Here is a 15,087-nt window from a genome sequence, read left to right on the forward strand (position 1 = left end):
CTATCACATCAACTTCCAAATTTCAACATCTTTTTACAAATAACTGGGTTTCACACATGTAAACGCCTTCTCTATTCGTTATACCCTAGGGCACGCATGATGAATGCCGTCGTTTGCCCTATCAACATCTCCATGTCTGGACGTTCCTCTGTAAACATCGGTTCGAAGAACTCTCGTTGCTTGTAAAAAAACATCGCTCCCAACACGAACATAAGCGTACTGTCCAGCGATTCAAACACGTAGAGCCCCTCATGCCTTCCCTTGTCCAATAAATCGCGAACCTTTCTCCAGAGCGGAAAAACAAGCTCCCTCATTTTGTCGACACGTGGGGTAATGGTGATAATCTCCATTTGAATCAGGCTAATCAGCTGCGGATCTTCGTTTCGAATTTTGACAACTTCTCTAATCACCTGTTGGATGCCAGCAAGTGGATCTTCCACTTCATAAAACTCCGTTAATTTAATAGCAGGAAAAAACTGCTTGAATATCTCATGGAAAACGCTCTCTTTCCCACCAAAATAATAGGAAACCAGAGCCACATTGGCCCCGGCCTCCTCGCATATTTGACGAACGCTAGTCGCTTCATAACCATGCTGTGCAAACAACTTTTTGGCAGCCAATAGAATTTTCATTTTCATGTCTGACTTGTCTGACTCTTGATGAACCATGCCTAGCGTCCTCCTATTTTTAAAGTTAAGCGTTTGTTTGGACACGACCAACTGCTGGAGCTATCTTCGCTTTCTTCACAAACACAACAAATATATCAATAACAAGCGCTGCCGCGGCAATCACAAACAAGAAGCCAACTTCGCTGCCAACGCCAGGTCCACCGAACAATATATTCATCAACCCATTCACCGCATAGGTTGCTGGGAAGAAGTTACTGATGGAATGATAGAAATCCGACAGAAGCTCTCTCGGCACAATCGCACCTGAAGAAACCAACTGCAGAGATAACATAGCAATGTTAAATAGCATACCTGCGTTCCCAAACAATGTCAAAAACATTTGAGCAACCAAGGCGAACGTCAATAAGAACAGGGATTCAAAACCCCAAAGCACAACAAATCCTTTTTCTACATGCCCACCCAATGACACAACCATAACAGCACTGATGAGTCCAACTACGATCGCAGCAATCACCGTAATTCCGATGCGTGCAGCTAATTTTTGCGTTTTGGACAGAGAAGCACCTAGGAGATTGGTTGAAACGCTGAAGTTCATTCCCATAATCATCGTACCAACAATCGAAGCGAGTACGAGCATCATCGGCAGCATTTGATTCGGCATATCCTTTACTTTATTGGTACTTTGGATGTCTGAACTTACTTTACTCGCTAACCCCTGTGCAATCTGAGTTGCTTGCTCAGCCGGAAGCTGTGGGTTCATCTGTGTCAGGACAGCCGATGCCCCTGCCGCTACGGCCTCTTTATTGACTGTTGCCGTAATGTTGTTTGCTACAGCTTGCATGATCGACTTCGTCATGGACGGGTTCGACTCATTAACCGTGTAAGAGATCGGTGCTGTCTGCCCTGGTGTTTGAAGCTTCTTCGAGAAATCAGGTGAAATGTGCATAACCATCTGCACTTCACGCGAGTTTAGCTTGTTCTGTGCTTCCTCGTTGGAAGCGATAACTTCCGTTTGGAAAGGGAGATTGCCCTGCAGGTTTTGAACAATTTTGCCACCCATAGCTCCATCTTCATTCACGATTGCAATCTTCAAATTCTTCGTATTATCCGAAACGCCCGAATACCCAGTCATCCAAATGATGCTAAACAGCAACTGAAACGTAATCGCTGTAATAATCCCTACTTTAGTTGTTGCAGGCTTCAAAAAAGCCGCTATTGACGATCCCATTTTTGACCACTCCTTATAATTAAACAATCATTTAAAACGAATGTTTAAATAATACGGGAGGAATGTTTTTTTGTCAACTCTTTACAAACAACATCAACATCTTCCGGGTCGCTGCGCTTTTAGGGGTGAAAGGAATTAGTTGTCTGCTTGTTGTATTGATTTAGTCGTTTGGAACCTGTTTGGTTATTAGACTTGGTATTAATTATTATTTTTTTTTTTATTTATTAATAATCTAGAAAAAAGAATTGCTGATACAACTAATGGATACAGAGCAAATTGCAGGCTATTATCGCGATAAAAATGCATAAAACATAGGTAAATTGATATACCTATTCCTATAATTCCTCCTAGCCAAAGTTGAACGTTAATGGGCTTTTTTGTTTTTTTTGACACTATTAAAATTCCAATTCCAACGACAACTGATATAACTAAGATAAATAGAATAGTAACCGAAAATGCAACTGTAAACATTAAACCATCTCCTTATCTAATTCGTTTATATTAATTTTATCATAATTTGGTAATTTTTGCTTGTAAATTTCCATCATTCATACTATATTTACAAATGTTGTATATTATACCAATGGAGGAGATGGAAATTTTGAAAAGAATCTTTACAATTTTTATGGTATTCTGTTTAGTTGCTAGTTTTGGACTTTCAGCATCGGCGGCACAAGTAACTACACCCCAAGAAGATCAGCAACACTTTCAAGTAGTCTCGGTAGACAAACAAGATTTAGAAAAAGTAGCAGCTTCTATCACTAAAATGAACTCATATGTTAGTTTTGGACAAGATGGTTATATGCATATAAATAGTCAAGCACTTTCTGTTATAGACCAAGAAACCTACAATCTTTATGCAAATGGTGTTGAAAAAATTAATGCCGAAATCTTAAATGGACAAGCCGTAATTCAAGACGGGAAAATTATTGCTCTTAACAATATACAAGGAACAACGCAATTCTCTAAAGGCACAATTGACGACGAAATGCATACTAATTACACATATGGCAATTCCTACTGGTGGGGCTGGGCTTTCACTTTTGATGATGCTGATACTAAGTCATTTATTTATGCATTACAACAAACAGCGGCACTTGGTGCAGCAGCAGCCGGGATAGCTGCTCTTATACCAGGTGGGCAGGTAACATCTGTCATTGCTTTAATTGAAAGCTTAGGAGCTATGATGATTGCTAATTCAATGTCATATCACAATGAAGGTAACGGTGTTACTTTAAATCTCCACTGGGCTTTGTATTATACAGTCAATGCTAACTAAGAAAAGATAATCCCAAAAAGCCAAGCATAGGGAGAAGGTATCCCCTAACGCTTGGCTTTTTAGCTATGTAAGATTAACTAGTCTTTCTCTCGCTAAAATTAATTGATGAACAATGAGGACATATATTATTCTCGATAGCTTGCTCATTCCAAAGTAACGCGGCATCAACGAGTATGCCATCTACATATGCGTAAGCCCCATTACCCCTTCAGCAGTTTGCTTCATGTTCTTCTCATTTGAAATAAATGTCAAGGCAAATACCGGGTTCTTCTTAATCTATATGATACTGAAATCTATGAATAAAATCACTAACCTCATTCACCTTAAAAAGTTAACATTTTATGCACTTTTTATATGGTATAGTTATTCTTTTTAAAGCCTTTTGCTTAACAGCTGACTTTCCTGAAGGCTACGTACAATGAATCAAGTTGAATTGGACAGCATGCTTAAAGTATATTCGGAAGACGAGATACTATTTTGTAAGTATTACGATGCCAAAAAGAATCGCAATACGTTTCAAGTTTTAACGGATAATTTGGACATGGGTCTAATAAAGGAAATCAAAGAAGAAGACTATTTTTCATCAAGCGATCGTACAGACATTTTCATTTTAAAACATAAAAGATTTACACCCATTTTTAAACATCGTATTAATAAAGAGAATTATCACGTACATCACTTCACCGAATCATATTTAAGCAAGCTCATTAAAGAAACCTCTGGCCAAACTTTTCTAGATATCATCAAAACTATAAAATTAAATAAAACCATTGAACTACTTACCTCTTCGGATGAATCTATTTTGAAAATAATACTCATTTTATGAGGACCTTCAAAAAAGTTTACAGCCTTTCACCTAATCATTTCAGAAAAAACCTAGGTTAATGCCTAGGTGTAAAGCTTACAATTAAGTAGCAGATACCCTCCTCCCCGCCCCCCGAATACGTATAGTGCAAGAAAGGATAATGTCATGAGCGATTGGAATTCAACCGAGTTGCTTGCTAATTTATTTGTTTCATCGATCCGAATACATAGCAGCCCTAACAACCATGATGACCACATTTTGAGTAAAAGAATTCTTCATAGATACGCCATCTGCCTAATAACGAAAGGGTCAGGTGTGCTCTCCATCAACGAGGATACCCATATAGCAAGGGAAGGCGATTTATTCATTCTATTGCCTGGGATGATTGTCGAGGGCATGTCCCAGGGGCATACTCCGATTCATTATTCCGTTATCTTCTTCTCTTGCTTGCTTATCAAAAAACATCGTAAGGAATGGCGAATGGAGCATCCCTACTTCCCAATCAGCGGAAAGCATCCACTATCCGCTCAAGATCACGCTATCAAAGAAATCATTGAACGTATCCTAGCGTCGAGCAAGAACCGCCCTAGTCACGAGAAGCTCGATGTGAAATATCAATTGCACATCTTACTTACTAAACTCATGATGGGCAACAGTTCGCCAGAGAACGAACCCGAGACGCCAATCGGCATGGAATATGCACTCGCATTTATTAACGAGAACTATACAAAAGAACTCAAAATCGGTCAGTTAGCCCAAATTGCAGGCTATAGTATCAATCATTTTACAAGAACCTTTAAGCATCTCATGAACATGACACCGACGGAATATTTCTTGCAACAGCGCATCCGGTTAGCGAAACAATTGCTCTTCTCTCCAGTGAAAATCAAAGAGGTCGCTCAACAAGTCGGCTATAAAGACGAGCACTATTTCAGCAGAGCTTTTAAAAAAGAGGCTGGCGTCGCTCCTACTATTTATATGAAAGACCAGAATCGTCGAATTGCCGCGCTGTACTATGGCCTTGATGATTATCTCATGACACTTGGTCTTCATCCTGTTGCTGTGCTGTCCTACCAATATCGGGTATCCCAAAGTTATCCTGTTCCTTCGTTTGAATCTATTCATCAGGAAACCACCCATCTCGAAAGCATTAGGCTGAATTATGATAAGCTGATTCAAACCAAGCCCGATTTTATTCTGACAAGCGACCGTTTGGAAATGGACGATACCCTGAAACATATAGCACCAACGATCGTGTTGAGGCATTCGAATGATTATGAACAACTGTTGACCTATTTAGCTGGGATATTGGGGAAAGAATCACAGGCGGTTTCCTGGAAGGATACGTATGCTGAACGCAAAAATTGGCTTCAACATAAAATCACAGCCAAATGGGGTTCTCAAACGGCGTATTATATCCGAGTTAGCTCTGATTTCTATCGTATTTATGGCATGCTGAATCAGACTGGAACGCTGCTCCATCATGATCTTGGTCTGATGCTTCCAGCCGAGTTCCCACGGACGGAATGGGCGATCGATTTTCAACTATCCGAATTAAAGCTGTTTAACCCCAATCATATTTTCTTAATGATCGATCCTACGGAGAGCGCTAGACAGCGATTGCAGCAGCTTCTGGTATCCGAGGAATGGTTAGCTTTGGATGCGGTGCGAAAAAATCAAGTTTACGATGCAAGTGATTTGCTCTTCAAAACGCTAGGGCCAACAGGGCGATTATGGGCCATGAATCAGATCGCGGAGCACTTACAGATCGAATAAGGTGAAATAGTTCAAGGGAACATAGTGAGATAGTCCATTGAGCTCGTCTATACCCCCTTTTATAATGATAATGATTATTATTATTATTTAGGGAGAAGGAAGGATTACAAATGCCTAGGAATAACTATACGGGATGGATCATGTCCATCATTCTCGTACTTCTATTGTCAGCTTGCGGTGCCGATACAGGAACAAGCCAGCAAACTCAGTCAAGTGCAAGCCCAACTGCAGCTACGCCTGCTGCTCCATCGACGCGAACGATCACCCACTTGAAGGGTACAACAGTCATCCCTGCTAAAATTAACAAAATTGTGGTACTGTCAGCAGCCTATATCGACCATTTGTTAACCATTGGCGAAAAGCCGGCTGGCGTCAACAATGAAGTCCGCTATGGCGGAGATTATCTGCCTTATTTAGCTAAACAACTACAGGGCGTTACACTTGTTGGATCGGCTGACAAGCCTAATCTCGAAGCTATTCTGGAAATAAAGCCAGATGTTATCCTCGTTGAGAGCCGTACCGCTGCTACTATGTATGATCAACTTCAGAAAATCGCACCAACGATTGTGATGGGGAATGAATGGCTAGATTTTGAGAGCGACGTTAACTTTTGGAAAAAAGATATCCTGATGATCGCTGAGATGTATGACAAAGTTGATCTTGCCAAAGCAAAAATCGCCGAACTTGAGCAAAAGGTAGCGAAAGCACGTGAGCAAATTAAAGCATTGCCCAAAAAGAATATGGCTTACTTGCGCGTTAGAGAAAAGAATCTTCAGCTTTACGCACAAAATGGACATCCAACCCAAGTGTTGCTCTATAACGATCTAGGGTTTACACCGACTGCACTTACGCCGAAAGATCAACGCGTTGACTTATCTATGGAGAAAATTCCTGATATCAATGCCGACTATGTTCTATTAGAGACGGATCCTAATGCTAACGACTTTTTAAAGAATTTAAAAGATAGTCCTCTGTGGAAAAATACACCGGCCGTTATGACAAATAAGATTTATGAAACAGACTCCTTCTGGCTCTTTAAAGGATGGGGTGTCATCGGGCGTGGGGAAATTATTGATGAAATCTTGAGAATTATTAAGTAAAGATGGCTAAAGAGGGTACAAGCATAGAGGAGCTCACTTCTTCCTTGCAACACTATTTCGTCACCTCCCTCCGCGACTGCGAGGAATCGTCTTACTCCTATTCAGCGATGAATCTATTGGAGGAAGCCTCCCTAGCTCATATTCTGAATGAGCAGTCTGCTCAATTGGGACATCCTGAATGCACAGTTGTAGGCACTTTATTTGCCAAACGTTATTCCGTCTTCCTTATGGGGCTCTTTGCAGCGGCAAGCCTTCACGATACGTTGTTATCGGCATCCCCCAACCACGTCCGATTCAATTCGACGCAAGGTGGTGCTATGGCGTACGAGACAGTGGTGATGGACGGATATTCGCTGCTCGCGTTTCCTACTCTAGAACGTGATCTTCAATTTAGTGAATATGTCCAGCTTCTGCAAACTCATACCGTGCCGCTTTTTCAAGCAGTAGCCTTGCATACAGGAACTAACATCAAGGTGATGTGGTCCCTAGTCTCGCATAACCTGCAACAACTCTATATCCGATTGGCATCCGATCAGAAGCATTGGCGAACTGACAACCGTTTGGAACTCATACGAAGAGATTTAGCTCTCTTGATTGAACCGTTCCCCGGTAATCTGCTAGCCGTTAAACTGCGCATGTTCCAGCATCCGGATTGGCACGGCCCACACTTCTATGTACGGTCATATTGTTGCTTAGCTTATCAAATTGATACTGGGACAGCGAAGCGTGATTATTGCACAACTTGTCCTAAGTTAGATCCCGAGGAACGCATACATCTGCTGCATTCTCCCGATAACCAACCGTAATAAAATGACAAAGAGGCTCCCCTTGGAGCCTCTTCTAGGTCATTATGGGGCAGGAGGCGTAATCGTATCTAACGTGAGCACGACCACACTTTTGGCTGGCATCAGGTATGTGGCAAACGGTGCATTCCCCGTTAATTCAGACGTATCCACCTGAATCTCCTGGCTTGTTCCGGTATTATACGAATCTAGCGAATCGCCAGTTAATATCGTTTCCTTGACAGCCGTGTAACTGTTCAACCCGCTGAAGTGAATTTGCCGCTTTAATTCTGGCTCACGGTTTACAATGACGAGATTAATCCCGGTAGCGGTTTTCATCGCATTTACCGTAAGACTGGCATACTGATTTCCAACTTCTGTTGATTCACCTGTCAGTGTTACACGCACTACCTCGCTGCCAAGGCTTTCATTCAGCAGCTTCATCAGATCGGCCATCCCCGTTAAATAAAGCTGGCCAGTATCTGGTGATTTGTATACCAGACCCCAAGGTCCGGAACTAAACGAGTGATACGTTGCGGAAGCAATTTCCTCGCGCTGGAACATCCGGTTCAGGAACTGGGCCGTGCCCAAAACGCCTTTTAACGCGTGCGTCTGGTACCAGCTTTCCTTCCATGTCTTGCCTGGTAGCTCCTCAGGCCATACGGCATGCTCGGAAAGAAACACTTTGATCCGGTCAGAGCCGGTAATCTGTACAATATCGTCACGAATGGCGTCCAAATATTGCTCCATCTTGCTGATCGGGTAACCCAAATAATACGGATGGAACGTTATATAATCGATATCGTCACCTAACTCTTCTAGGATAGCTTGATGCCATTCGCGCCATACGACATTATCGTTATAGTCGCTCCACGGCGACGTTTTGGCTAATACGGCAATCTTCGCGTTTGGGATCAGATTACGAACTTCTAGGATTGTCTCCCTGCACGCCTCAATATACGCTTCGACACCGTCGGGACCGAACTTGTCTTTATATTTGGCAAAATCCAGCTCGTTCCCAAGCTCCCATACGGCTACATTTACCGGAGCGACAATGCCTGCATCAATTCGCCGTTGTGCCCAGTCGATGCCGCCATTGGGATTGACACCTCCGCCGGCTCCAGTCAAATATTCGACGGCATCGGCATGGTCCTCAGGCGTATCCATCATCATGTTGAAATTCCAAACAAATTCAGCATTAGGGTCGACCGCAAGGACGGAGTGAAGCCACTCGGCAGGCCCAAAACGGTAGACAGCGGCAGGTTCGCCCCAAGTACTTTGCGGCGTTCTTTGTGCAAGATTGCCAACTGCCTGCTGCCATCGGAATACCTGAGAATCACTGCCCGCCATCCGGTTCAGCGGCATGGGTAAGCCGAAATTTTGGAGCAGATTCGTATATTCGGTTTTGATGTTTAGACTCGCTGGATTATCTTCCATGATCGCAATCTGGCTTTGATACCAGTCGTGATTGTAGCCGAGCATGCGCTTACTAGCCTGCTTAACAACATCATTCGTGTTGATCGAAGCTGCTGCCGAAGATACGTCACTCTTCGTTGTTACCGTCAACGTCTGACTGGGTCCGGATAAAAGTCCAGCTCCATCTTTGGCTATCACCTTGAACACATACGAAGAATTCGGCGTCAGCCCTTCTGGTGCATACACGTTTCCAGTAACCGATGCGGTCAAAATATTATTCATGTACACATCGTACCCAGTAACCATGATATTATCGCTCGCTGCGTCCCAGCTTAATTTCACCTTGGAGATGCCGATCTGCTCCGCTCTCAAGTTATTTGGTGCGGTCGGAGGCTCATTGTCTTGAACATAATCGATCGTTGCGATTGCCGATGTACCCATATACAACGTTTGCAGTGTTACCGTTCCACCGCTTGAACTGCCGGTAAAGTATAGTTGGTTGTTAAGCACATATGCTGCTCCAGTGCTTACAGCCCACTTGACCGCTGGCGTAACTTCAATCGACATTGAACCGTATTGGGCTGATACAGGCAGTACACTTAAGTCAGAGCTATTGCCTATTGAAAACTGCCGGTAGTTCGGTGTAATAGTAAGCGAATCCGGTTTTTTGGCCAGTACAACGTCATCCGCATACAACGTTCCTGTAATACCCCCTCCACCAGCTGCTCTGCGGATCAGCAATCTTACTTTATTTTCATCCGTATTCATCACGATGGTTCCCTCGTATTTCGTCCAATCTTGATTGGGACTTGTTTCAACGGTTGACTGAATTACTCTTTTGAATGTGTTTCCGTTATAACCCATCAACGTAATTTGCGGTTTGTGTCCGCTGGTTGTGATGTTATCCGTCTTCAGCCACAGCTCATAATAATACGCCGTACCGCCTTCAACAGCAGAAAACCGGTCGATTTCTAACGTCTTATCGCTTCCGTCAAAAACAATTTTAGCCGCTTTGGCCTCGCTTCTAACCACGCCTCCCTGAATCGTGACAGCAGCGCCAGATACAGCGCCTTTCCCCCATCCGGTATAATCAGGTGTCAGCTCGAATCCACTGTTGTACGCAAATAAATTGTCGTTCGCGGCCGCCCTGACAACGCTTTCATAAATGAATAATTGCAAAATGGTTACCGCCATCATAACGACCACAAGCATGGTGCTGATTTTCTTTTTCATAAGTCACAACCTTCCTTAGTTTCATAGCTCAATGTTTTAGGTCGAAGCATACAGCCAATGAGAGAACGCGTGGTACGCTAATCTCAGCGTACCAACGTCCAACATAGGTGATCTTCGCTCGCGTTGCGTCTCTTGCTTGCTACCACCTTGCCTTACTGTTTCGTCTAGGTTTGTTATACTGACGCCAATCCGAGTTGCGCGCCTTGCTCTGTCAAAGCCTTTTGCACACGCCGGATATCCACCTGTCTCGGCGTCATATTCCCCCGTGCACACAAAGCGGCAGCAGCTCCCGCCGCCTGGCCGATTGCCATAGCAATCGGCTGAATCCGTATGGCCGAATGCGCTTCGTGCGTGGCGGATATCGGTCGACCGCCCACCAACAAATTATCAATCTTTTTGGGCACAAGACAGCGGAACGGAATTTCATACCATTTCCCCGGTTCCAAATGCTGAATGACCGTGCCTTCACCGTTCGGATTGTGAATGTCCACTGGATACGTGCCACGCGCGATGCAATCGTCGAATTTGCACGCAGACAATAGCTCCTCCGCGGTCAGCATATAGTCGCCGACTACCCTTCGCGACTCGCGTACACCGATTTGCGGAGCCGTCGTTTGCAAGTAGGCCTGTTCGAACCCTTCGATATGCCTTTGCAAAAATGCAACGAGCTCTTGTACTTGACGTCGGCCTTCGATTTCCGCTTCCGTCAACTGCCATGGACACGTAGCGTCTTTCAGGATGATCCGTGTCGTGTTGAAATGAATGACGCCCGGCTGGTTCGCGTAAAACCAGAGCACATCCTCACGCGGACAATCGATCTCCTTGCGCGCTTTCGCTTCAAGGAAGCGGCGCGTGATTTCCAACTTATCGGGCATCCGATCCGTGTCGACATTCGCCATACGGAAATTGAGCGTCATCGGCTGCATCAGACTATCTACGCTGCGTCCCTTTTCCACATCAGCTCCCGCAAAACCAGCTAAATCGGCATCTCCTGTGCAATCTACAAACATCCGAGCACGCAGCTCTGTCAGTCCCGCTTTGTTCGCCACAATGACCGAATGGATGCCGTTTCCAACCTCATCCATCCGTACGCCACCCAGAAAGGTGTGGTACAGCAACTCGACTCCCGCTTCTAGACACAATCGTTCGGCAACCACCTTTAGCGCCTCCGGATCGAAAGCTGCCCTTTGTTTCGGGTGTCCGTACATGCCAAGCTTCGTCATTCCCTCAATCAGCTCTTGCAGTACACCAAAAATAACTTGCACCTCTTTGCCATCCGCAGTACTAGCCCAATACGGCATCCAGGGATTAACCATCATAGCCGTCCCAGCACCGCCAAGAAAGCCGTATCTTTCAACCAAAAGCGTTCTCGCCCCAAGACGGGCAGATGAGACTGCGGCGGCGATCCCGCCTGGACCACCCCCCATCACGATGACGTCATATTCCAAATCCGGCATATTCTCCACTCCTCTGCAGGTTATTTAATTAAGCCCTGCTCCTTGATTTGCTTCTCTGCTGCGTCTGTGTACAGCTTATACTTGAATGTGCCCTCCAACGTTTTGAGGAAATCACTGTATTCCGAGATTGGACGTTTGCCATACACGAATTTGACCAACTCTTCCGTTGCATAGCGGTCCGCGTCCGCTTTATTGAAGCCAGCGGGAGGCACAACAGAGCTGTCAAACAACCTTATGCGCTGCGCTTTTGCCGCAAACTCAATAATCGCTTTCTGATTAGGGAACTTCGCGCTTAAATATTGATCGTTCGGACGTCCAGTTAGCTGATACATATAGAAGTGGTTTCCTTCCTTAGCTAGCAGTTCCGTCATCGCAACTTTGCCTTCTTTCAGGTTGTAATGCTTGCCTTGGACACCATACATGACCAGCGTGTTGCCTTCCTGCGAAGAGACATAATTGATAAATTCGAATATTTTATTCAATTTAACCGGGTCTTTCTCAAGTGACTTGGGAATAGCCATCAGTCGGGAAGGTTTGTCGAAATCGAACGCACCGTCGAATTGTCCCGCTGGTCCTTTCGGGGCAGGAAGCTGAACCCACTCGGCGTTCGGATTAACCGTTTTGTATTGATTGACCATTTCGTCCTTAGCAATCTCGGTCCAAGCCATGTTGACAATACCAGCTTTTCCTTGAAACGCTTTTTGCTGCACGCTGCTGCCTTTGTTCGTCATAAACTCAGGATCGACCACATTCGCATCGATCATCTTTTGAATGAAAGCAAGTGCCTGCGGCATTGCGGGGTCATTGAAAGCGTTCATTAATTTGCCGTCTTTCCCGTAGAAGACACCAGAGCTGAACATATCGCTAATACCGAACGCGCCTAGCACTGGAGCAAATGCATTGAACTCAAGTCCCGTCAGTCCATAGGTGTCTTTCTTCGAGTTGCCGTCCGGATCCCTCTCCGTAAATGCTTTAGCCACTTCCAACAGCTCGTCGATTGTCGTCGGCATTTTCAATTGGAGCTTATCCAACCAATCTTTCCGTATCCAGAACGAGTTGAAAGGCAAGTCGCCATTACGCGGAATGGCATAAATTTTACCGTTAACCGTGGATTTCTTCAGGAGATCACTGCCCAATGACGTGATGAACGTTTTGGCAGGCTTCAGCTCCTTGTCAAGGTACGGCGTTAAATCGAGCAACAACCCTTTGTCCGCGTATTCCTTCATATCGATGTTTGACACTTGGAACAGGTCAGGGGAGTTGCCACCCGACATACGGACCCGAAGTTGATTGTTGTAATCCTCATTCGTCTGAATCGCGGTTAGCATCAGGTTCGTACCGAGCTTAGCATCCAGCTCCTTCTTAAGCACATCCGCCTCCGGCAAAGGCAATCCCGTGCCTGTCAACGAGATGTTCAACGTTACGGGAGCAGTGGGTTTAGCACTCTCGCCTTGATTCGATGTCGCTGGACTAGCCGAAGATTGTTTCTTGTCTGCATCTCCTGTAGCGCACCCTGCCAGCAAGCTGCCTCCTAGCGCCAATACAGCTGAAACTGCCGTTACGCGTTTCCATGATTTTTTCATGCACGAACCCCTTCTTTCATCGTCTTTGTATGAGTCAAGTCTACTTCAACCTTTAATAGAACCAAGCAGCATGCCTTTCGTAAAATGCTTCTGCAAAAACGGATACACGACAATGATAGGCAAGCTTGCGAGCACTACAGCGCTCATTTGCATCGTTACCGTCGGAACCATGTTCTCAGCGCTTTCCAGCGGCTGCTGCGTCATCATCAGTATTTCACGGACAACCACTTGAAGTGGATACAATCTACGGTCTGTCACATACATAATTGCAGAGAAGAACTGGTTCCAATGACCGACCGCATAAAACAGCCCGATCGTGATCAAGGATGGCTTCGACAGGGGGACAACGATTTGTCTCAAAATACGAAATTCCTTAGCACCGTCAATACGCGCTGATTCAAGCAGCTCCTCCGGCAAGTTCTCGAAAAAGCTTTTCATAATTAACACATTAAAGCTCCATATGGCACTCGGAAGGATCATCGACCAGATCGAATCGATTAGGCCCGTTGCCTTCACAACCAAGTACGTCGGAATGATCCCGCCGCCGAACAGCATGGTCAAGACGACCATCCCGAGGAAAAAGCTGCGCCAAGGCATGTTTTTTCGGCTTAAGGGATAAGCCATGAGTGTGGTCAACACAAGGTTAATTAGCGTGCCGATTACCGTGATTAGAACCGTTACCTGCAATGAACGGAAAATGTTCGACGTCTCTAGCAGTTTACTGTAAGCGCTTAAGGTCAAATCCTTCGGTATAAGCACGTAACCGCCATTCTTCAGAACTTCCCCATAGGGGGTCAGCGATACGGAAACGACGTATAAGAGCGGCAAGATGGCTGCCAGTCCAACTAGGACAAGCAATGTGTAGGCAATGCCATTAAACACTCTTTCCCCCGGCATTCTTACCATATGCTCTCCCCCCATCTTCTCGCCAGCTTATTAGAACCAAGGACAAGCACTAGACCGATCAGCGATTTGAACAGTCCAACGGCGGAAGCCAAGCTAAAGTTCCATTGTTCCAAACCAGTACGGAACACCCAAGTATCCAAGATGTCAGCTACTGGATACACATGCACGTTATACATAATGTAAATTTGATCGAACCCAGCATCAAGCATCTGTCCTAGACGCAAAATGAGCAGCAGCACGATGACGTTGCGGATACCCGGCAGGGTAATATGCCAAATCATTCTCATTCGACTCGCCCCGTCGACACGAGCTGCTTCATAGAGTGTCGGATCAATTCCCGCCATCGCAGCCAAGTAAATAATGGCCCCCCAGCCCATGTTCTGCCAAATGTCCGAACCGACCAGCACGCTCCTAAACCAATCGGTTGAACTGAGGAATGGAATCGACTCGCCGCCTGCCTCCATGATCCAACGGTTCACTATGCCGGAATTTTCGGATAACAAGACGACCAAAATCCCATAAATGATGACCCATGACAAAAAATGCGGCATGTAGCTGAGCGTTTGGACGATGCTTTTCAACCATTTATACCGGCATTCATTCAGTAAAATCGCGAGTGCGATTGGCGGAATCATCCCGAAGATGATCTTATATAAACTGATTAGAACCGTATTGCCGAGCAGCTGCGAAAAATAGGGGGATTCATAAAACTCTTGAAAATGTTTGTACCACGGGTCAGCCCAAGGGCTATTAACAATTCCTTCCAGAATATCGTAATCCTTGAAAGCGATGATCAAGCCGTAAATTGGAACATATTTGTAAATGATGTAATAGACAACTCCTGGCAACAGCATTAGGTAAAATGCCCTAAAGCTCCATACCCTTCTCCAATA

13 protein-coding genes are annotated in these 15,087 nt (G+C 45.0%); 5 read left to right on the forward strand and 8 right to left on the reverse strand.

Annotation, left to right across the window (positions count from 1 at the left end; genetic code table 11):
- Positions 1-71: 71 nt before the first annotated feature.
- The 3 genes from A8708_RS11940 to A8708_RS11950 form a co-directional block, all read right to left on the reverse strand.
- Positions 72-668, reverse strand: coding sequence for a TetR family transcriptional regulator (locus tag A8708_RS11940; protein ID WP_068663692.1), 597 nt, complete (start codon positions 666-668; stop codon positions 72-74).
- 25 nt (positions 669-693) lie between these two features.
- Positions 694-1,857, reverse strand: a complete 1,164-nt coding sequence (locus A8708_RS11945) for a YhgE/Pip domain-containing protein (RefSeq protein WP_068663693.1) — start codon at positions 1,855-1,857, stop codon at positions 694-696.
- A gap of 198 nt (positions 1,858-2,055) precedes the next feature.
- Positions 2,056-2,328, reverse strand: a complete 273-nt coding sequence (locus tag A8708_RS11950) for a hypothetical protein (RefSeq protein WP_068663694.1) — start codon at positions 2,326-2,328, stop codon at positions 2,056-2,058.
- A 130-nt stretch (positions 2,329-2,458) separates the two neighbouring features.
- Here A8708_RS11950 and A8708_RS11955 point away from each other — a divergent pair, with 130 nt between their 5' ends.
- From A8708_RS11955 to A8708_RS11975, 5 genes are all read left to right on the forward strand, one after another.
- A complete protein-coding gene (locus A8708_RS11955; RefSeq protein WP_204787521.1) occupies positions 2,459-3,136 on the forward strand; it encodes a hypothetical protein in 678 nt (225 codons plus the stop codon).
- A gap of 418 nt (positions 3,137-3,554) precedes the next feature.
- A complete protein-coding gene (locus A8708_RS11960) occupies positions 3,555-3,962 on the forward strand; it encodes a hypothetical protein (protein WP_068663696.1) in 408 nt (135 codons plus the stop codon).
- Between the two features lie 144 nt (positions 3,963-4,106).
- The gene (locus A8708_RS11965; protein ID WP_068663697.1) at positions 4,107-5,717 is read left to right on the forward strand and encodes an AraC family transcriptional regulator; all 1,611 of its coding nucleotides are present in this window, start codon (positions 4,107-4,109) and stop codon (positions 5,715-5,717) included.
- A gap of 110 nt (positions 5,718-5,827) precedes the next feature.
- The gene (locus tag A8708_RS11970) at positions 5,828-6,817 is read left to right on the forward strand and encodes an ABC transporter substrate-binding protein (RefSeq protein WP_068663698.1); all 990 of its coding nucleotides are present in this window, start codon (positions 5,828-5,830) and stop codon (positions 6,815-6,817) included.
- A 2-nt stretch (positions 6,818-6,819) separates the two neighbouring features.
- On the forward strand, positions 6,820-7,623 hold the full coding sequence (locus A8708_RS11975; protein WP_068663699.1) for a hypothetical protein: 804 nt from the start codon (positions 6,820-6,822) through the stop codon (positions 7,621-7,623).
- A gap of 42 nt (positions 7,624-7,665) precedes the next feature.
- Here the strand turns inward: A8708_RS11975 and A8708_RS11980 are convergent, their stop codons facing one another.
- From A8708_RS11980 to A8708_RS12000, 5 genes are all read right to left on the reverse strand, one after another.
- Positions 7,666-10,248, reverse strand: coding sequence for a fibronectin type III domain-containing protein (locus A8708_RS11980; protein ID WP_068663700.1), 2,583 nt, complete (start codon positions 10,246-10,248; stop codon positions 7,666-7,668).
- 173 nt (positions 10,249-10,421) lie between these two features.
- Positions 10,422-11,705, reverse strand: a complete 1,284-nt coding sequence (locus A8708_RS11985) for an FAD-dependent oxidoreductase (protein ID WP_068663701.1) — start codon at positions 11,703-11,705, stop codon at positions 10,422-10,424.
- A 20-nt stretch (positions 11,706-11,725) separates the two neighbouring features.
- Entirely contained in the window at positions 11,726-13,288 is a 1,563-nt protein-coding gene (locus A8708_RS11990) for an extracellular solute-binding protein (protein WP_068663702.1), read from the reverse strand.
- Positions 13,289-13,333: 45 nt separating this feature from the next.
- Positions 13,334-14,194: a carbohydrate ABC transporter permease gene (locus A8708_RS11995; RefSeq protein ID WP_068663703.1), complete on the reverse strand. Its 861-nt coding sequence runs from the start codon at positions 14,192-14,194 to the stop codon at positions 13,334-13,336.
- The gene (locus A8708_RS12000) at positions 14,188-15,048 is read right to left on the reverse strand and encodes an ABC transporter permease (protein ID WP_082927447.1); all 861 of its coding nucleotides are present in this window, start codon (positions 15,046-15,048) and stop codon (positions 14,188-14,190) included. The genes A8708_RS11995 and A8708_RS12000 overlap by 7 nt, the downstream gene beginning before the upstream one ends.
- Positions 15,049-15,087: the final 39 nt, after the last annotated feature.

The organism is Paenibacillus oryzisoli (assembly GCF_001653565.1).
Taxonomy (GTDB): Bacteria; Bacillota; Bacilli; order Paenibacillales; family NBRC-103111; genus Paenibacillus_E; species Paenibacillus_E oryzisoli.